The sequence below is a fragment of the Pseudomonas sp. 05L36 genome (assembly GCF_056398125.1).
In genome coordinates this window covers 92224-112532 of the sequence record NZ_JBFTOU010000009.1, presented here as the reverse complement: position 1 = coordinate 112532, position 20309 = coordinate 92224, and the positions used below count along the sequence as shown (strand labels likewise).

Genomic DNA, 20309 nt, shown 5'->3' with positions numbered 1-20309 from the left:
CAGATTAGGAGTAACGAGCACCATGGCTCATGCACCGCAGATCAAAATTCCAGCGACTTACATGCGCGGCGGCACCAGCAAAGGCGTGTTTTTCAGCCTGAAGAATTTGCCTGAAGCGGCACAGGTCCCAGGCCCGGCCCGCGACGCTTTGCTGCTGCGCGTAATCGGCAGCCCCGACCCGTACGACAAGCAAATCGACGGTATGGGCGGCGCGACTTCCAGCACCAGCAAAACCGTGATCCTGTCGAAAAGCATCAAGGCCGATCACGATGTCGACTACCTGTTCGGTCAGGTGTCGATCGACAAGCCGTTCGTGGACTGGAGCGGCAACTGCGGCAACCTGTCGGCGGCGGTCGGTTCGTTCGCCGTCAGCAATGGTCTGGTGGACGCCAGCCGCATCCCGCACAACGGCGTGGCGGTGGTTCGCGTGTGGCAGGCCAACATTGGCAAGACCATCATCGCCCACGTGCCGATCACCAATGGTGAAGTGCAGGAAACCGGTGATTTCGAACTCGACGGCGTGACCTTCCCGGCGGCCGAAGTGCAGATCGAGTTTCTCGATCCGGCAGCGGATGAAGAGGGCGGCGGCGGTTCGATGTTCCCTACCGGCAACCTGGTGGATGACCTGGAAGTGCCCGGCGTCGGTACCTTCAAGGCGACCATGATCAACGCCGGCATCCCGACGATTTTCGTCAATGCCGAAGACATCGGCTACAAAGGCACCGAGTTGCAGGGCGCGATCAATGGCGATCCGAAAGCCTTGCTGATGTTCGAAACCATCCGTGCCTACGGCGCGCTACGCATGGGTCTGATTTCGAACATCGACGAAGCGGCCAAGCGGCAGCACACGCCGAAGGTGGCCTTCGTGGCCAAGCCTGCGGACTACGTGGCATCAAGCGGCAAGGCGATAGCGGCGGGGGATGTCGACCTGCTGGTGCGTGCATTGTCCATGGGCAAGTTGCACCACGCGATGATGGGCACGGCGGCAGTGGCGATCGGTACGGCCGCAGCGATTTCCGGCACTTTGGTGAACCTCGCTGCAGGCGGTATCGAACGCAATGCGGTGCGCTTCGGCCATCCGTCCGGCACCCTGCGTGTCGGCGCCGAGGCCAGTCAGGTCAATGGCGAATGGACCGTGAACAAGGCAATCATGAGCCGCAGTGCGCGGGTGTTGATGGAAGGGTTTGTGCGGGTGCCGGGTGATTCTTTCTAACCCACATTAATTCCTGTAGGAGCTGGCTTGCCAGCGAAGAGGCCGTCAAATTCAACATCTTTGTTATCCGTGACACCGCTTTCGCTGGCAAGCCAGCTCCTACAGGTGAATCGAACATGAGTGCCAACGTCGACCTGAACAACCGTCCGGACTACGACAAGGTCCTGCAGGACATTGCCGATTACATTCTCAACTTCAAGATCGAGTCTGAAGAGGCGCTGGATACCGCGCGTAACTGCCTGATCGATACCTTGGGGTGCGGCTTGCTGGCCCTGCGTTTCCCGGAGTGCACCAAGCACCTGGGGCCTGTGGTCGAAGGCACCGTCGTGCCGTTCGGCGCCCGCGTGCCGGGCACCAGTTACCGGCTCGATCCGGTGAAGGCGGCGTGGGACATCGGCTGCATCGTGCGCTGGCTCGACTACAACGACACCTGGCTCGCCGCCGAGTGGGGACATCCGTCGGATAACCTCGGCGGTATTCTCGCGGTGGCCGACCACCTGTCGCAAAAGCGCCTGGCCAATGGCGAGGCGCCGCTGACCGTTCGCACGGTGCTTGAATCGATGATCATGGCCCACGAGATTCAAGGCGTGATCGCCCTTGAGAATTCGTTCAACCGCGTCGGCCTCGATCACGTGATTCTGGTGAAAGTCGCCTCGACCGCGGTTGCGGCCAAGCTGATGGGCGCCAATCGCGAACAGTTGTTGTCGGCGTTGTCCCACGCCTTTGCCGACGGTCAGGCCTTGCGCACGTACCGGCATGCGCCGAATGCCGGCTCGCGCAAGTCCTGGGCGGCGGGCGATGCGTCCAGTCGTGGCGTGCGCCTGGCGGACATTGCGATGCGCGGCGAGATGGGCATCCCCGGCGTATTGAGTGCCAAGCAGTGGGGTTTTTACGACGTACTGTTCAGCCACACCAATAGCGATCTGGCACTCAAGCCAGAAGACAGGCGCGGGTTCAGTTTCTCGCGGCCGTACGGCAGTTATGTGATGGAACACGTGCTGTTCAAGATCAGTTTTCCCGCCGAGTTCCATGCGCAAACGGCCTGCGAAGCGGCGGTGACCTTGCATCCGCAAGTGCGTAATCGCCTGCACGAAATCGACAGGATCGTCATCACCACCCATGAATCGGCGATTCGCATCATTTCCAAAGTCGGTCCATTGGCAAACGCCGCCGACCGCGATCACTGCATCCAGTACATGACCGCCGTGCCGCTGGCCTTCGGCAATCTGGTGGCGGAGCACTACGAGGACGATTTCCACAAGGCGCATCCAATCATCGATGTGCTTCGCGAGAAAATGGTCATCGTCGAAGAGCCGCGTTACACCCGTGAATACCTGGAGGCGGATAAACGCTCGATTGCCAATGCGGTGCAGGTGTTCTTCAAGGATGGTTCGAACACTGAGAATGTGGTGGTGGAAATCGCAGCCTGCGGCAGCTCCTACAGGGGGCGTGTCGAGAGTTACTTGAACCGCCGCTCGACGCCTTTCTCGACAAGAATCTTCGCGGAGATTTCTTCCACCGAAAAATGCGTGGAGTTGATGTGCGGGATGTTTGCGCGGCGGAACAGGTTCTCGACCTCGCGCACTTCGAACTCGCACTGGGCGTAGCTCGAATAGCGGCTGTTGGGCTTGCGCTCGTTGCGGATCGCGGTGAGGCGGTCTGGGTCGATGGTCAGGCCGAACAGCTTGTGCTGGTGGGCGCGCAGGGCGTTTGGCAGTTGCAGGCGTTCCATGTCGTCTTCGGTCAGCGGGTAGTTGGCTGCGCGGATACCGAATTGCATGGCCATGTACAGGCACGTCGGCGTCTTACCACATCGCGACACACCCACTAGTATCAGGTCGGCCTTGTCGTAATAGTGCGTGCGGGCGCCGTCGTCGTTGTCGAGGGCGAAGTTCACCGCCTCGATGCGTTCCATATAATTGGTGTTCGAGCCGATGGAATGGGATTTGCCCACGGTGTAGGAAGAATGCTCGGTCAGCTCCTGTTCAAGCGGTGCCAGGAACGTCGAGAAAATGTCGATCATGAAACCATTCGAGGTTGCGAGAATCTCACGAATGTCCTGATTGACGATGGTGTCGAAGATAATCGGACGGAAGCCGTCTGTTTCGGCGGCTTTGTTGATTTGTTGTACCATGGCCCGCGCTTTGTCCACGTTGTCGATGTACGGACGCGTGACTTTGCTGAAGGTAATGTTTTCGAACTGCGCCAGAAGGCTTTGGCCGAGGGCTTCGGCGGTAATGCCGGTACCATCGGAGATAAAGAAAGCAGATCGTTTCATTTGCACCTTGGGCCTTAAGCTAGTGACGAATCTTGGATATGATAGGCGCGATTTGCCGGCCGCCAATGGCCCGCATTCTCACTTATTTTCCAGGTCCAGGCCATATAGCCGGTAAATGCTCATTCAAGCAGCCGGTTTCTGAGCTTTTCCAACACAGTTAGTGGAGAGATCACCTTGGTAGAGTACGTAGTTTCCCTCGATAAGCTCGGCGTCCATGATGTAGAGCATGTGGGGGGCAAGAACGCATCCCTCGGCGAGATGATCAGCAATCTGGCAGGCGCCGGTGTATCGGTGCCCGGTGGCTTCGCCACGACCGCTCAGGCTTATCGTGATTTTCTGGAGCTGAGCGGCCTGAACCAGCAGATTCACGACGCCCTCGATGCCCTGGACGTCGATGACGTGAATGCCCTGGCCAAAACCGGTGCCCAGATCCGCCAGTGGATCATGGAAGCCGAATTCCCTGAAAAACTGAATGCCGAAATTCGTACCGCGTTCGCTACGCTGTCCGCCGGCAACCCTGACATGGCCGTGGCCGTGCGTTCTTCCGCCACCGCCGAAGACTTGCCGGACGCTTCCTTCGCCGGCCAGCAGGAAACCTTCCTGAACATCCGTGGTGTGGAAAACGTCATCCGCGCCGCCAAAGAGGTGTTCGCTTCGCTGTTCAACGACCGCGCCATTTCCTATCGCGTGCACCAGGGCTTCGACCACAAGCTGGTTGCCCTGTCCGCTGGCGTGCAGCGCATGGTCCGTTCCGAAACCGGCACCGCCGGCGTGATGTTCACCCTCGATACCGAATCGGGCTTCCGTGACGTGGTGTTCATCACCGGCGCCTACGGCCTGGGTGAAACCGTCGTACAAGGCGCGGTGAACCCGGATGAGTTCTACGTCCACAAGGGCACGCTGGCGGCTGGTCGTCCGGCCATCCTGCGCCGCAACCTGGGCAGCAAGGCCATCAAGATGATCTACGGCGACGAGGCCAAGGCCGGTCGTTCGGTGAAGACCGTCGACGTGGACAAGGCCGATCGCGCCCGCTTCTGCCTGACCGACGCCGAAGTCAGCGAGTTGGCCAAGCAGGCGATGATCATCGAGAAGCACTACAAGTGCCCGATGGACATCGAGTGGGCCAAGGACGGTGACGACGGCAAGCTGTACATCGTGCAGGCCCGTCCGGAAACCGTGAAGAGCCGCACCCAGGCCAACGTCATGGAACGTTACCTGTTGAAAGAGACCGGCACCGTGCTGGTGGAAGGCCGCGCCATCGGCCAGCGCATCGGCGCCGGCAAGGTCCGCATCATCAAGGACGTGTCCGAGATGGACAAGGTCCAGCCAGGCGACGTACTGGTTTCCGACATGACCGACCCGGACTGGGAGCCGGTCATGAAACGCGCCAGCGCCATCGTCACCAACCGTGGCGGCCGTACTTGCCACGCGGCGATCATCGCCCGTGAGCTGGGTATCCCGGCTGTAGTGGGTTGCGGCAACGCCACCCAGCTGTTGAAAGACGGCCAGGGCGTGACCGTTTCCTGCGCTGAAGGCGACACCGGTTTCATCTTCGAAGGCGAACTGGGCTTCGACATCAAGAAGAACTCCGTGGACGCCATGCCGGAGCTGCCGTTCAAGATCATGATGAACGTCGGCAACCCGGACCGCGCCTTCGACTTCGCGCAGCTGCCGAACGCTGGTGTGGGTCTGGCCCGCCTGGAGTTCATCATCAACCGCATGATCGGCGTGCACCCTAAAGCACTGCTGAACTACGACGGCCTGCCGCTGGACATCAAGGAAAGCGTCGACAAGCGCATTGCCGGCTACAACGACCCGGTCGGCTTCTACGTCGAAAAACTGGTCGAAGGCATCAGCACCCTGGCAGCTGCGTTCTGGCCGAAGAAAGTCATCGTGCGCCTGTCGGACTTCAAGTCCAACGAATACGCCAACCTGATCGGCGGCAAACTCTACGAGCCGGAAGAGGAGAACCCGATGCTGGGCTTTCGCGGCGCTTCGCGTTACATCAGCGAATCGTTCCGCGACTGCTTCGAGCTCGAGTGCCGCGCTCTGAAGCGTGTGCGCAACGAGATGGGCCTGACCAACGTCGAAATCATGGTGCCATTCGTCCGTACCTTGGGCGAAGCGAGCCAGGTGGTCGATCTGCTGGCGGAAAACGGCCTGGCCCGTGGCCAGAACGGCCTGCGCGTGATCATGATGTGCGAACTGCCGTCCAACGCCATCCTGGCGGAAGAATTCCTCGAGTTCTTCGACGGTTTCTCCATCGGCTCCAACGACCTGACCCAGTTGACCCTGGGCCTGGACCGTGACTCCGGGATCATTGCGCATCTGTTCGATGAGCGTAATCCGGCAGTCAAGAAGTTGCTGGCCAACGCCATTGCCGCGTGCAACAAGGCCGGCAAGTACATCGGCATCTGCGGTCAGGGCCCTTCGGACCACCCGGACCTGGCCAAGTGGCTGATGGAACAGGGCATTGAAAGCGTTTCGTTGAACCCGGACTCCGTACTGGAAACCTGGTTCTTCCTGGCGGAAGGTCAAGCTTCGGCCTGATAGCGTGTGAACGGCCCGCTCACATACCTTTGTAGGAGCGAGCTTGCTCGCGATGGACGCAAACGATAACGCGTTTAATCTGGATAAACGCGGTGTCCTGAAGTTTTTCGCGAGCAAGCTCGCTCCTACAGGGGACGACGTAGCGTCAGGGAGCGGTCTTTTTGAGATTCAAGCAGGGCGGGCTCCATCTGGATGCCGCCCTTTTTTGTGCAAGAGATTATGCAAAGCAGCAGCAACCTATTTCCTGTCGCTCTGATCAGCGCCGAACGGCGCGGCGATTTGAGCGAAGATGTCTATCGTTTGAAACCCGGTAACAGCCCCGACTTCACCGTCGAACTGGCTGTGACGCGTCTTGGCATGGCCGATGAGTCGTCCTCCCGTGGCGTGCCGGTGATCCTGCTGCACGGCAGCTTTTCCAATCGCCGGTTCTGGTTTTCTCCCAAGGGCCTGGGGTTGGGCGCTTATCTGGCTCGATTGGGGTTCGACGTGTGGATTCCGGAAATGCGCGGTCACGGCCTGTCCCAACGTAACCACGACTACCGCAAGAACCGAGTCGCCGACTACGCTCGCTATGATCTGCCGGCCATCGGCGCGTTCGTGCGCGAGCAGAGCGGGCAGGCCCCGCACTGGATCGGTCACTCACTGGGCGGTATTACCCTGGCGGCGGCGCTGGGTGGCGAGTACATCGGTGAGTCGGTCGTGGCCTCGGCGGCGTTTTTTGGCACCCAGGTCAGCCGCACTTACTGGCCCTTGAAGATTCCACCGGTGGAGTGGGGCGGCCGCTTCATTCTCAAGCGTTTCGCCCAGTTGTCCGGTTCAAGGCTCAAGCGCGGCCCGGAGGACGAGCCGATCGGCCTGGCCCTGGAAAGCATGCGTTGGTTTGGCCTGTTCGGGCGTTTTGGCGATGCCGAGAAAAACTGGTGGGCGGGTTTGGCCGAGGTCAAGTTGCCGGTGCTCGCCGTGAGCGCAGCGGGTGATCATCAGGATCCTGCGTGGGCGTGCCGCAAACTGTTCGAGCAATTCGGTTCGGAGCACAAGCAATTTATCAACCTGGGTCGAGACCAAGGTTTCGCCGACAATTTCGGCCATGTTGAAATGCTCGTCAGCAAACCCGCCCAGGCCGAAGTCTGGCCGTTGGTGACCCGCTGGCTGGCGGATCAGCAGGCACCGTTGTTGGGAGATCAACGGGATTTGGCCGCGACGGTTTGAGCCTGACGCTCTAACAAGGGCATTTCGCTCTGATCGGCTTGCGGCTAAGATATGACGCATTGAGCTGTTCCGGTCACTTTCCGTGGCTGAGTCATCACTGATGTTCGTGCTGTCTTCCTCTTTACAGGAGTTTCTCGATGATCCATTACCTCACGCCTGACCTGTGCGACGCCTATCCGGAACTGGTGCAGGTGCTGGAACCGATGTTCAGCAATTTCGGCGGCCGTGATTCCTTCGGTGGCGAAATCGTGACCATCAAGTGCTTCGAAGACAACTCGCGGGTCAAGGAGCAGGTCGAGCTCAAGGGGAATGGCAAAGTGCTGGTGGTAGACGGTGGCGGTTCCCTGCGTCATGCGTTGCTGGGGGACATGCTGGCCGAGAAAGCCGCGAAAAACGGTTGGGAAGGGCTGGTAATCTACGGTTGCATCCGCGACGTCGATATCGTTGCGCAGACCGATCTGGGCGTTCAGGCCCTCGCCAGCCACCCGAGGAAATCCGACAGGCGCGGGCTCGGCGATCTCAACGTTGTGGTGACGTTTGCCGGTGTGACGTTCCGTCCAGGCGAATACATTTATGCGGACAACAATGGCGTGATCGTCTCGCCAAGCCCGCTGAAGATGCCTGAATAAAACGTCGAGCCAACCAAAGGAGTGCGGATGTTCGAGGAAGAAAACGCGCAATGGGGGCTGGTGCATGCCCTGGTGCTGGACGGTAGAGGCGGCGCGCGTTCGATTGCCCGGACTGAACTCGATGACTTGCAGCTGCAGGCCCATGAAAGCCTGTGGCTGCATTGGGATCGCAGTCATCCGCAAACCCGGACCTGGTTGCGCAATTCCAGCGGTCTAAGCGAATTCAGCTGTGACCTGTTACTCGAAGAAAACACCCGTCCGCGACTTTTACAGCTTTCAGACAGCGAACTGCTGCTATTTTTGCGCGGGGTCAATCTGAACCCCGGTGCCGAGCCTGAAGACATGGTGTCGGTGCGGATCTTCGGCTCTGCACAGCGCGTCATTTCCCTGCGTTTGCGTCCGTTGCGCGCCACTGAAGAACTGTTGGTGCAACTGGCCGACGGCAAAGGGCCGAAAACAGCCTCCGAACTCATCCTGTACATGGCGCAGTACCTCACCAACAAGGTGCAGGATCTGGTCAGTGACCTCTCGGAGGTGGTCGATGAGGAAGAAGAAAAGCTAGATTCCGACGAACGGTATGCGCCGGAGCACGGTGCTGTATTGCAGATCCGTCGCCGGGCCGCCGCGTTGAAGCGTTTTCTCGCTCCGCAGCGGGATATTTTCGGGCAATTGACGCGGATCAAGTTGCCCTGGTTCGTCGAGGACGATGGTGATTACTGGAACGAATTGAACAACAGCCTGACCCGCTACCTCGAAGAGCTGGAATTGACCCGGGAGCGGGTGGGGCTGGTCCTGGAAGCTGAAGACCGTCGGTTGAGCGTGCGCATGAATCGCACGATGTATCGCTTTGGCGTCATCACCGGGATCTTTTTGCCAATGAGTTTTCTGACCGGGCTTTTGGGGATCAACGTCGGTGGCATTCCATTCTCTGCCAGCCCTTATGGCTTTCTGATCGCCTGCCTGATGATGGTCGCGGTGGCGCTGGGGCAGTGGTGGTTATTCCGACGTTTGTGCTGGGTCTGAGGGAAACCATGTGACCCGAGCAAAACTGACCGCGTCTCCCACAGACATCACGAGAGGTGCGTATGCACGATCCGTTTGAACAGTCTTTACGCGACATGCTCAAGGCCTCACCGTCCACGCGGGACGACGATGCGTGCCTGGGGCGTGTGCTGAAAACCGCCAACCGCCAGGTTGGCGCCGGTGATTTGTTCAGTCTGCTGGGGCGCTGGTTGCCCGCACTGATGATCGCCCTGAATAACGGATCGGCCCATGTCGCGCCGGTATCCCGTCTTCGTAAACCTGCTGCTCGCACTGCTGATAAGGCTGATTGAATATGGAACTTGATCTCTGGACTCAGAGCCTCGTCACTGCAATGACTGCGTTGTGGACCAAGGTTGCGAACTTCATTCCGAACCTGTTCGGCGCACTGGTTGTGCTGCTGTTGGGTTTTGTCGTGGCCAAACTGCTGGACACCCTGCTCTCCAAGTTGCTCGCCAAACTGGGCCTTGACCGCTTGATGGGCGGCACTGGCCTGACCAAGCTGCTGTCCCGCGCTGGACTGCAAGTTCCTATCTCGACCCTGATCGGCAAGATCGTCTATTGGTTCATTCTGCTTATTTTTCTGGTTTCCGCCGCAGAATCACTTGGACTTGAGCGGGTTTCAGCTACGCTGGATATGCTAGCGTTGTATCTGCCGAAGGTTTTCGGCGCGGCGCTGGTGTTGCTGGTAGGTGTTTTGCTGGCGCAACTGGCCAACGGGCTGGTGCGTGGAGCGGCAGAAGGCGTGGGCCTGGACTATGCTTCAGGGCTTGGTCGAATTGCCCAGGGCCTGGTGATCATCATCAGTATTTCGGTTGCGATCAGCCAGCTGGAGGTCAAGACTGACCTGCTGAACCATGTGATCGTGATTGTGTTGATAACCGTTGGTCTGGCGGTAGCGCTGGCCATGGGGTTGGGAAGCCGGGAAATTGCCGGCCAGATTCTTGCGGGAATCTACGTGCGCGAGCTGTACCAGGTTGGGCAACAAGTACGTGTTGGCGAGGTCGAAGGCCAGATCGAAGAGATCGGCACGGTTAAAACCACATTGCTGACCGATGAGGGTGAGCTAGTCTCTCTTTCCAATCGGATCCTCCTTGAGCAGCATGTGAGTAGCCACTAACCCGGCAAACCCTGCTAATGTATGCCGCCGCAAAATGCCTGCTGATGCTGGCTGCGGCGGACATTGACCTGACTGTCGGCCCGACTTGTTTTGAATAAAACCCAATCGTTATCCATGCGCTACGACCCCCGCGAGCTCTCTGATGAGGAGTTGGTCGCGCGCTCGCATACCGAACTGTTTCACGTAACACGCGCCTATGAAGAGCTGATGCGGCGTTACCAACGAACATTATTTAACGTGTGTGCACGATATCTCGGGAACGATCGCGACGCAGACGATGTCTGTCAGGAGGTCATGTTGAAGGTGCTGTATGGCCTGAAGAACTTCGAAGGTAAATCGAAGTTCAAGACGTGGCTATATAGCATCACGTACAACGAGTGCATCACACAATATCGAAAGGAACGGCGAAAGCGTCGCTTGATGGACGCATTGAGTCTTGACCCCCTTGAGGAAGCGTCCGAAGAAAAGGCGCCGAAACCTGAGGAAAAGGGTGGACTCGATCGCTGGTTGGTGTATGTGAACCCGATTGACCGCGAAATTCTGGTGCTACGATTTGTCGCAGAGCTGGAGTTTCAGGAGATCGCAGACATCATGCACATGGGTTTGAGTGCAACAAAAATGCGGTACAAGCGCGCTCTAGATAAATTGCGTGAGAAATTTGCAGGCATTGCTGAAACTTAGTTCAGCGCAAATATCTCTTACGTGTAGGCAAGTTCTGTTAGACTTGCCGCCGAGTTGTCCCCCGGTTTGCGGGACTGCTTCACAATCACCAGATGGGGATTTAACGGATGAAACTGAAAAACACCTTGGGCTTGGCCATTGGTACTCTTATTGCCGCTACTTCGTTCGGCGCACTGGCACAAGGCCAAGGCGCAGTTGAAGGCGAGCTCAACTACGGGAAGAAGTACAACGACAGCGTTAACAACGTTGAAGACGGCTACACTCCTGGCGCCTCCATCGGTTACTTCTTGACCGACGACGTATCGTTGAACTTCACCTACAACAACGATGACTACACCCGTTCGAACAACAACACCGGCAACCAGAAAATCGAAGGCGACCAGTTTGGTCTGAACGCTCAATACCACTTCAACAACGCTGGCGACGCTCTGCGTCCTTACGTTCAAGGTGGTGTCAAGCACGGCAGCATGACCAACGTAGCCGCTGACGGCCACACCGGTCGTGACCAGTCGACTTTCCTGACTGCTGGCGCTGGCGTTAAGTACTACTTCGTTGAAAACGTTTACGCTCGTGCTGGCGTAGAAGCTGACTACAAGCTGGACAACGGCCGTTGGGACTACATCCCGTCCGTAGGTCTGGGCGTGAACTTCGGTGGCGGCAACAAGCCTGCTGCTGCTCCGGTTCCAGCTCCAGAAGTCTGCTCCGACAGCGACAACGATGGCGTTTGCGACAACGTTGACAAGTGCCCGGACACCCCAGCCAACGTTACTGTTGACGCTGATGGTTGCCCAGCTGTTGCTGAAGTCGTTCGTGTAGAGCTGGACGTGAAGTTCGACTTCAACAAGTCGGCAGTCAAGCCAAACAGCTACGGCGACATCAAGAACCTGGCTGACTTCATGAAGCAGTACCCGTCCACCACCACTACTGTTGAAGGTCACACCGACAACGTCGGTCCTGACGCTTACAACCAGAAACTGTCCGAGCGTCGTGCAAACGCCGTTAAGCAAGTTCTGACCAACCAGTACGGTGTTGAGTCGTCCCGCATTCAGTCCGTTGGCTACGGCGAATCCCGCCCGGTTGCTGACAACAAAACTGAAGCTGGTCGCGCTGTTAACCGTCGCGTAGAAGCGCAGGTTGAAGCTCACGCTAAGTAATTAGCTCGCAGCTCTGAGAAAAGCCCGGCTTAGGCCGGGCTTTTCTTTGTCTGCGATTTAGTGAGGAGGGACGCGTCAGGCGCGTTGATATCCAACATTGATGTCGACGGACAGAACCTCTTCGCGAGCAGGCTCGCTCCCACAGGAGGAGATGGCGTTGGCTGCGACTGCGCCAATCACCAGGATTGCCGGGCTTTTCAACTCGAAAGCACAGGCATCCTCCTCCATTGCCATCAGGCTGCTTCGACATTCCCGTTGATGCGGCAACGATGCATTTTCAATCATTGCCACCGGCGTATCTGCCGCCATTGCCCCGGCCAGCAGTTGCTCACGGATCTCGCTGAGCTTCGCCACCCCCATGTAGATCACCAGTGTCGTGCCGCCTTGGGCCAGCGCTTGCCAGTTCAGGCTGCTGTCATCCTGAGTGTGGGCGGTCACCAGAGTCACCCCTCGTGCCACGCCGCGCAGGGTCAATGGAATATCGCATTGCGTCGCGCCCGCCAGGCCGGCGGTGATGCCATTGACCAGTTCAACCTCGACACCACGCTCACGCAACCACTGCGCTTCTTCACCGCCACGCCCGAAGATGCACGGGTCGCCACCCTTGAGGCGCACCACGCATTTGCCCTGACGGGCATAACGCAACATCAGGCGATGGATAAAGGCTTGCGGCGTTGAACGACAGCCGCCGCGCTTGCCCACCGGAATTATCCGCGCGCCGGGACAGTGCTCCAGCACCACGTCGTTGACCAGATCGTCGATCAGCACTACATCCGCTTCTCTCAACGCCCGAACAGCTTTGAGGGTCAGTAATTCAGGATCACCGGGACCTGCACCCACCAGCCAGACTTTTGCGCTCATAGTGTTTTCCTCACGAGATGGCGGCTTGCGGCTGCGCGGTGGCGGCCAGCAAACGCTTGATTTCCGGGACGCAGGAGCCGCATTGCGTGCCGCAACCCAATTCTTGTTTCAAACCCGGCAAGTCCAGGCCGCGGCGGATGCCAGCGCAGACCGCGTTTTGGCTGACGTTTTTGCAGTTGCACAGGGTTTTGTTGCCGATCGCTTCGGCGTCAACCTGGCCCGGTGGGGCACTCAGTGGCGCGAGCAGCCAGCGCCGTAGTTGTTCATCGGAGCGACCTTCGAGCCAGAGGTTTTGCAGCCAGTGCCGGGCGAGGGTTTCACCCGCCAAGCGGATCGCTGTGATCCGGCCGTTCTCGATCCGCACCCGCTTACCGATGGAGCGTCGTGGATCGTCGTAGGCCAGGACCGGTCCATCGTTTAGCCCCAGGCATTGATCGATATCGCGCAGCAGTTGCGGATCTGGCGCCGTGGCGCTGGCAGCGCGTATAAGCAGCGCAGGGCGCTCACGACCGGTCAAACTGAGGCTGACGTAGGAAAACGCCTCGCAGAGGGGGCGCAGAGTCTCAAAGTGTTGTTGGACATCGCCCTCTATCAGCGCAAAAAGGTGCCAAGGTAAATGCACCGGTTCCAGGCGCACGCCGCTGTGTTTGAGTTCCGGTTGTTTCGACAACGGGTCGAAGGCGGGCAGGGTGAGGCTGTTCACGCCCCCCTTGAGGAAACGGTCACCAAAATGCATCGGCAAGAAGGCTTGGCCCGGACGCACGCTATCGTCACTGGCGACCGGCAAGATCACCGCGCCGCGGCGGCTTTTCAGGCTGATCAAATCGCCGGTTTGCAGGCGATGCCGGCGCAGCTCATCCGGGTGCAGGCTCAATACGGCTTCACTGACATGACCGAACAACTGCGCGGCGGTGCCGGTGCGGCTCATGCCGTGCCATTGATCGCGCAGACGACCGGTGATCAGCGTTAGCGGGAAACGCGCCTCACGTTGTTCCTTGGCGGCGCGATAGGGATCGGCCACGAACTGCGCGCGTCCGCTGGAAGTCGGGAAAATGCCGTCGAGATAGAGGCGGGCGGTGCCTGCGCTGGACCCCGTAGGAAAGGGCCATTGTTGCGGGCCGATTTTGTCGATCAACCCGTGGCTGATCCCGGACAAATCCAGATCCCGGCCACGCGTCAGCTGTTTGTATTCGTCGAAGACCTGTGCCGGGGTTTCAAAGGCAAACAGGCTGGTCGCTTCCGGACGCAGATGTTTCTCCAGGCGCTGTGCGAAATCCACCGTGATCGCCCAGTCCGGACGCGCTTCACCTGGTGCGGCGATCGCGCGGCGGACGTGGGAAATACGCCGTTCGGAGTTGGTCACCGTGCCGTCCTTTTCGCCCCAACTGGCGGCGGGCAACAACAGGTCGGCAAACCTGGCGGTTTCAGTGGTGCGAAAGGCCTCCTGCAAGACCACGAATGGGCAGGCTTGCAGTGCCGCGCGCACGGCAGTCTGATCGGGTAGAGATTGCGCGGGGTTGGTGCAGGCGATCCACAAGGCTTTGATCTTTCCGTTGCCCACCTGCTCAAACAACTCGATGGCAGTCAGCCCCGGGTTTTCAGGCAGTTGATCAACGCCCCAGTAAGCGGCCACATCGGCACGGTGCTCAGGGTTGGCTGCGTCACGATGACCCGGCAGCAGGTTAGACAGGCTACCGGTTTCCCGCCCACCCATGGCATTCGGCTGACCGGTCAACGAGAAAGGTCCTGCACCCGGGCGACCAATTTGCCCGGTGGCCAGGTGCAGATTGATCAGTGCACTGTTTTTCGCGCTGCCAGCGGTGGACTGGTTCAACCCCATGCACCACAACGACAGGAAAGACGGTGAAGTACCGACCCATTCAGTGCATTGCTGCAGTTGCTCAACGCTGATTCCGCACAGCTGCGACACCATCTGCGGTGTGTAATCGCGCACCAGTTTCTTCAGCTCGGGCAAGCCTTCGGTATGGTCCTTGATGAAGTCACGATCGATCCAGTCTTCCCACAGCAGCAAATGCAAAATCCCATGGAATAAAGCGACATCGGTGCCCGGCAAGATCGGCAGGTGCAGATCAGCCAGATCGCAGGTGTCTGTACGACGTGGGTCAATGACGATGACCTTCATCTGCGGCCGGCGGACTTTGGCCTCTTCCAGCCGACGGAACAGCACCGGATGGGCGTAGGCCATGTTGCTGCCCACGATCATTACGCAATCGCTCAATTCCAGGTCTTCGTAGCTGCAGGGCGGCGCGTCGGCACCCAGGCTGCGCTTGTAGCCGACCACCGCCGAGGACATGCACAGCCGCGAATTGCTGTCGATGTTGTTGGTACCCACCAGGGCACGTGCCAGCTTGTTGAAGGCGTAGTAGTCCTCGGTCAACAGTTGCCCGGAAATGTAAAACGCCACGCTGTCCGGGCCATGTTCGGCAATGGTCGCGGCAAAAACGCTGGCGGCGTGATCGAGGGCGGTATCCCAGTCGGTGCGGTGGCGGGCCAGGCCTTTGCCGAGGCGCAGTTCGGGGTACAGCGCCCGCGCGGTCTCGTCGCCGGTCAGGTGCAGGGTCGAGCCCTTGCTGCACAGTTTGCCGAAATTGGCCGGGTGCGCCGGATCGCCGCTGACGCCGAGGATGTGTGAACCGTCATGTTCGATCAGCACCCCGCAACCGACTCCGCAGTAACAGCAGGTGGACGCAGTGATCTGGCGGTCCATCAGCCTGCATCCCGCAGGGCCAGCATCACCCGGCCATTTTCCACCCGGGCGAGATGGTGATGGGCACAGCCGATGTCCGGGGCCAGGGCTTCGCCGCTTTCCAGGTCGATTTGCCAGTTGTGCAACGGGCAGGCCACCCGCTTGCCGTAGACCAGACCTTGGGACAACGGGCCGCCCTTGTGCGGGCAGCGGTCGTCGAGGGCGAACACTTCGTCGTCGCTGGTACGAAAAATTGCGATGTCTCCCTTTGGCCCGGCGATGATCCGCGAGCCCAGGGCATTGATCTCTTCCAGTGCGCAGATATCCAGCCAGTTCATGCCAGCACCTCCAGGTTTTTCACGGGGATGACGTCGAATTCTTTTTTCAGCAGGGGCTGTTCCAGGCGCTCCTTCCACGGGTCCTGTTCGAACGACAGGGAGAATTGCAGGCGATCGTTGAGCGCTTTGCGACGCTCCGGATCTTCCAGCACGGCTTTCTTGATGTGTTCCATGCCGACCCGTTGCAGGTAGTGCACGGTGCGTTCGAGGTAGAAGGCTTCTTCGCGATAGAGCTGCAGGAACGCACCGTTGTATTCGCGGACTTCTTCAGCTGTTTTCAGTTTGACGAAGAATTCCGCGACTTCGGTCTTGATCCCGCCGTTGCCACCGATGTACATCTCCCAGCCGGAGTCCACGCCGATAATTCCCACATCCTTGATGCCGGCTTCCGAGCAGTTGCGCGGGCAACCGGAGACAGCCAGTTTCACCTTGTGCGGTGACCACATGTTGAACAGGTCATGTTCCAGTTCGATACCCAACTGTGTTGAGTTCTGGGTGCCAAAGCGGCAGAACTCGCTGCCGACGCAGGTTTTCACCGTGCGGATGGATTTGCCGTAGGCGTGGCCGGACGGCATGTCCAGGTCTTTCCATACCCCCGGCAGGTCTTGCTTGCGGATGCCTAGCAAGTCGATGCGCTGACCACCGGTGACTTTGACCATCGGCACGTTGTACTTGTCGGCAACATCGGCAATGCGCCGCAGTTCCGAAGGATTGGTCACACCGCCCCACATCCTCGGGACTACAGAGTAAGTGCCGTCTTTCTGAATGTTGGCGTGAGCCCTTTCGTTGATCAGGCGCGATTGCGGGTCGTCCCTGGCTTCCCCTGGCCAGGTGGAAATCAGGTAGTAGTTGAGCGCCGGCCGGCAGGTGGCGCAGCCGTTGGGTGTGCGCCAGTTCAGGTAGCTCATGGTGCCGGCGATGGTCAGCAGGTGCTGCTCGCGGATGGCCTGGCGGATTTGCCCGTGATTGAGGTCGCTGCAGCCGCAGATGGCCTTTTCGCTTTTTGGTTTGACGTCCGCGGCGCCGCCCACGGTGTTGATCAGGATCTGTTCGACGAGGCCGGCGCAGGAGCCGCAGGAGCTGGCAGCCTTGGTGTGTTTCTTGACGTCGTCGACACTGAATAGCCCATGTTCCTGAATGGCCTTGACGATGGTGCCTTTGCACACACCGTTGCAGCCGCAGACTTCGGCCGTGTCGGCCATGCTCATGGCTTTGTCCTGGCCCTGATGTCCTACGTCGCCCAGTGCATTTTCACCGAACATCAAGTGATCGCGGATCTCGTCGATGGCGTGATTCTCGCGGATCTGCCGGAAATACCATCCGCCATCCGCCGTATCGCCGTACAGACAGGCGCCGACCAGCACGTCATCCTTGATCACCAGTTTCTTGTAGACGCCGCCAATCGGGTCCGAGAGGGTGATGGTCTCGGTGCCTTCACCGCCCATGAAGTCGCCGGCGGAGAACAGGTCGATACCGGTAACCTTCAATTTGGTCGAGGTCACCGAACCCTTGTAGGTGGCAAAACCCAGTTGGGCCAGGTGGTTGGCGCAGACTTTGGCCTGTTCGAACAGCGGCGCCACCAAACCATAGGCGATGCCGCGGTGGCTGGCACACTCGCCGATGGCATAGATCCGTGGGTCGTAGGTTTGCAGGGTGTCGTTGACCAGAATCCCGCGGCTGCACGGAATGCCGGATTTCTCCGCCAGTTCGGTATTGGGGCGAATGCCGGCGGCCATCACTACCAGGTCAGCGGGGATGATGTCGCCGTTCTTGAATTGCACCGAACCGACCCGGCCATTGCCTGCGTCGTGCAGGGCCTGGGTCTGCTCGCACAGACGGAAATGCAGGCCGCGAGACTCCAGGGCGGTTTGCAGCAGTTGGCCGCTGGTCTTGTCCAGCTGCCGCTCCAGCAACCACTCACCGATATGCACCACGGTCACGTGCATGCCCCGCAGCATCAGGCCGTTGGCAGCCTCCAGACCGAGCAGGCCGCCACCGATCACTACGGCGTGGCGGTGGGTTTTCGCGGTGTCGATCATGGCCTGGGTGTCGGCGATGTCGCGGTAGCCGATCACGCCCTCAAGGGTGTTGCCGGGAATGGGCAGGATGAAAGGCGTTGAGCCGGTGGCGATGAGCAGGCGATCGTATTCGGCTTCGCTGCCGTCTTCGGCAATGACCCGGCGCTTGACCCGGTCGATCTCCACCACCTTGCGGTTGAGCAGCAGCTTGATGTTGTTTTCCAGGTACCAGTCCAGGTCGTTGAGCACGATCTCTTCGAAGGTCTGTTCGCCGGCCAGTACGGGCGACAGCAGGATGCGGTTGTAGTTGGTATGGGGTTCGGCGCCGAAGACCGTGATGTCGTACAGCTCATTACTCAGCTTGAGCAGTTCTTCCAGGGTGCGAACCCCGGCCATGCCGTTGCCGATCATCACCAGTTTTAGTTTTTTCATCAGGTTCTCCGGGGAGCTCGGGCCTGCCTCATCAGGGCATTCAGGCCTTGCTCGACAAAATTTTGCGCAAACAAAAAAAGGCGTCTCGCCAGTTAACTAGCGAGGACGCCTTTGTCCTTGTCCCGTTCTCTCGGGCAGCGCAGCTTTCTACGTTGAAGGCTGGGCTTTATGTATGTTGGAAAAGGTAATGCAGCGGTTGTGCCAAGTTGCCCAAATGCCGAATTTATGGGCTCTCACCGTGGAAGGAGGGTGTTTGCGTGCACCGGTTCAATGCGCTATGCCCGGTTTTGAAGCAGAAAGATCAAAAGATCGCAGGCTGCGCCAGCTCCTACAGGGGATCGTGGGCCACCCGTAAGAGCTGGTGCAGGCTGCGATCTTTTGATCTTTTGGGGTCAATAAACAGCTCAACCATGAAACAGCAAAAACAGTAGCACCAGATTCACCAGCAACGACACCAGCGCCAACGTCCGCCAGACTTTCAGCGGTTCGCGCTCCAGCAACGGTCTGGGGCGCACGCTCAAACTGCGTCGTTCTCCCTGTTCCAGTAGCAACAACCATTCTTCCGCTGTTTCAAAGCGCTGATCTGGAGCCGCCGCCACTGCGCGCTCCAGGCTTTGCGCGATCCATTCCGGCAGGTCGGGCCGGTAACGACTGGCGCTGACAGGCACACCAAACCGAGGGCGTTGGAACGCTTCGATTTCGCCGTAGGGATAATGCCCGGTCAGCAGGTAATACAAGGTCACGCCGACTGCATACAAATCCTGTTGTGGTGTAGGAGGGTCACCTCGAAAGGCTTCCGGCGCGATATAGCTGGGCGTTCCGGGCAGGGCGCAAGCTTGATCTTCGGACAGCCCGGGACAATAGGCGAGGCCGAAATCCAGCAGGCGCAACTCGCCGTCGTCCCCTAGCAGCAGGTTCTCCGGTTTGATATCGCGATGCAGAATTTGCCGTCGATGCAAGATGCCGATAGCTCGCAGCAGGCGTTCGGCCAGGTCCAGCCATTGAGCCAATGGCAGCGTTGCGACATGCTCATGCAGCTCAGCCAAGGTCGACCCGGAATATTCCCGCATCACGTAGTACAAATGCTGACGCTGACTGGCGGCATGGACTTCAGGAAAATGCCGCCCGGCCACACGCTTGAGAAACCATTCCTCCGACAACAACGCCTGCCCGGCCTGGTGATCGTCACGTAGCGCACTGGGCAAGGTTTTCAGCAGCCAGGGCTGTTGTTGTGCGTCGCGCACCCGGTAGAGCAGCGATTGCTGGCTCTGGCCGAGGATCCCTTCGACCTGCCAGCCTTCGAAAGGCTGGCCTGGCTTCAGCGCGGGCGGGAGTGGCCATTGCTGCAGATGAATCAGTGCATCGCCAATGCTGGTTTCACCGAGGGCATCGACCCGCACCAGCAGGGCGCTGGCGTTGTCCTGGCTGCCGGCCAGATGCGCAGCGCTGACCAGGGTCTGCGCGGCACTGTTCAGGTCAGGTTGATCGCGCAAAATGCCCGCAATGGCGGTGTCGCCCAGCACGGCCCAGATGCCGTCGCTGAGCAGCACGAAACTCTCATTCAGCCGTAGTTCGCCATCGAGAAAGTCCAGCACCAGGTGTTGATCCAGTCCCAAGGCCCGTTTGAGCACATGCTGCATGCCCGGCTGGTCCCAGACGTGATCCTCACTCACCCGTTGCAGCGTGTCGGCGTGCCAGCGATAAACCCGGCAATCGCCGACATGCGCCAGGGTGAAACGCCGGCCACGCATCACCAAGGCACTGACAGTGGTCAGCAGCGGTTGCCCGCCACCGTTCGCCTGCAACCAGCGATTTTGCGCCAGTAACAGACGGTCCAATGCCTGGGCGACGCCCCAGGTTTCCGGGGTGGCGTAGTAGTCCAGCGCCAGGGCCTGCAAGGTCGAACGGGCCGCGAGACCGCCATCGGCGCATTGGCTGACGCCGTCGGCGATGGCGAACAGGTAACCCTTGCTCGCCGCCAGCGCCGGGGCCGGAGTGACCAGGCGCAGAGCGTCCTGGTTCTCCTCGCGGGGGCCGATGGCGCTGTGTTCGGCGAAGCTCAGTTGCAGGCTCATTCA

Annotated in this window: 15 protein-coding genes and 1 pseudogene; 10 read left to right on the top strand and 6 right to left on the bottom strand. The window is 59.4% G+C overall.

Annotated features, from left to right (window positions below; all coding sequences use genetic code 11):
- The first annotated feature begins 22 nt into the window (after positions 1–22).
- Entirely contained in the window at positions 23–1213 is a 1191-nt protein-coding gene (gene prpF / locus AC1DKH_RS12525) for a 2-methylaconitate cis-trans isomerase PrpF (RefSeq protein ID WP_477798310.1), read from the top strand.
- 116 nt (positions 1214–1329) lie between these two features.
- A pseudogene (prpD, locus tag AC1DKH_RS12520) lies at positions 1330–2631 on the top strand (2-methylcitrate dehydratase); the annotation flags it as partial.
- A 41-nt stretch (positions 2632–2672) separates the two neighbouring features.
- Here the strand turns inward: prpD and ppsR are convergent.
- Positions 2673–3491: a posphoenolpyruvate synthetase regulatory kinase/phosphorylase PpsR gene (gene ppsR / locus AC1DKH_RS12515; RefSeq protein ID WP_477752599.1), complete on the bottom strand. Its 819-nt coding sequence runs from the start codon at positions 3489–3491 to the stop codon at positions 2673–2675.
- A 174-nt stretch (positions 3492–3665) separates the two neighbouring features.
- Here ppsR and ppsA point away from each other — a divergent pair, with 174 nt between their 5' ends.
- From ppsA to AC1DKH_RS12475, 8 genes are all read left to right on the top strand, one after another.
- Positions 3666–6041, top strand: a complete 2376-nt coding sequence (gene ppsA / locus AC1DKH_RS12510; protein ID WP_477798309.1) for a phosphoenolpyruvate synthase — start codon at positions 3666–3668, stop codon at positions 6039–6041.
- A 219-nt stretch (positions 6042–6260) separates the two neighbouring features.
- Positions 6261–7250, top strand: coding sequence for an alpha/beta fold hydrolase (locus tag AC1DKH_RS12505; protein WP_477798308.1), 990 nt, complete (start codon positions 6261–6263; stop codon positions 7248–7250).
- A 140-nt stretch (positions 7251–7390) separates the two neighbouring features.
- Entirely contained in the window at positions 7391–7879 is a 489-nt protein-coding gene (gene rraA, locus AC1DKH_RS12500) for a ribonuclease E activity regulator RraA (RefSeq protein ID WP_477752622.1), read from the top strand.
- A 27-nt stretch (positions 7880–7906) separates the two neighbouring features.
- Complete coding sequence (locus AC1DKH_RS12495; RefSeq protein ID WP_477798307.1) at positions 7907–8902, top strand: zinc transporter ZntB; 996 nt, start codon at positions 7907–7909, stop codon at positions 8900–8902.
- A gap of 62 nt (positions 8903–8964) precedes the next feature.
- Positions 8965–9213 (top strand): hypothetical protein, encoded by a 249-nt coding sequence (locus AC1DKH_RS12490; RefSeq protein WP_007996720.1) that lies wholly within the window; start codon positions 8965–8967, stop codon positions 9211–9213.
- Positions 9214–9215: 2 nt separating this feature from the next.
- Positions 9216–10040 (top strand): mechanosensitive ion channel family protein, encoded by an 825-nt coding sequence (locus tag AC1DKH_RS12485; RefSeq protein WP_223544160.1) that lies wholly within the window; start codon positions 9216–9218, stop codon positions 10038–10040.
- Positions 10041–10130: 90 nt separating this feature from the next.
- Positions 10131–10721: an RNA polymerase sigma factor SigX gene (gene sigX, locus AC1DKH_RS12480; RefSeq protein ID WP_081501652.1), complete on the top strand. Its 591-nt coding sequence runs from the start codon at positions 10131–10133 to the stop codon at positions 10719–10721.
- Between the two features lie 107 nt (positions 10722–10828).
- Complete coding sequence (locus AC1DKH_RS12475) at positions 10829–11875, top strand: OmpA family protein (RefSeq protein WP_477752605.1); 1047 nt, start codon at positions 10829–10831, stop codon at positions 11873–11875.
- 75 nt (positions 11876–11950) lie between these two features.
- Here AC1DKH_RS12475 and cobA read toward each other — a convergent pair whose 3' ends face one another.
- The 5 genes from cobA to AC1DKH_RS12450 form a co-directional block, all read right to left on the bottom strand.
- Entirely contained in the window at positions 11951–12736 is a 786-nt protein-coding gene (gene cobA / locus AC1DKH_RS12470; RefSeq protein WP_477762391.1) for a uroporphyrinogen-III C-methyltransferase, read from the bottom strand.
- 10 nt (positions 12737–12746) lie between these two features.
- A complete protein-coding gene (locus AC1DKH_RS12465; RefSeq protein ID WP_477798306.1) occupies positions 12747–15464 on the bottom strand; it encodes a nitrate reductase in 2718 nt (905 codons plus the stop codon).
- The gene (nirD, locus tag AC1DKH_RS12460) at positions 15464–15781 is read right to left on the bottom strand and encodes a nitrite reductase small subunit NirD (RefSeq protein ID WP_046042889.1); all 318 of its coding nucleotides are present in this window, start codon (positions 15779–15781) and stop codon (positions 15464–15466) included. The genes AC1DKH_RS12465 and nirD overlap by 1 nt, the downstream gene beginning before the upstream one ends.
- On the bottom strand, positions 15778–18231 hold the full coding sequence (gene nirB / locus AC1DKH_RS12455) for a nitrite reductase large subunit NirB (protein ID WP_477752608.1): 2454 nt from the start codon (positions 18229–18231) through the stop codon (positions 15778–15780). The genes nirD and nirB overlap by 4 nt, the downstream gene beginning before the upstream one ends.
- A gap of 404 nt (positions 18232–18635) precedes the next feature.
- Complete coding sequence (locus AC1DKH_RS12450) at positions 18636–20306, bottom strand: bifunctional protein-serine/threonine kinase/phosphatase (protein WP_477752609.1); 1671 nt, start codon at positions 20304–20306, stop codon at positions 18636–18638.
- Between the last annotated feature and the right edge of the window lie 3 nt (positions 20307–20309).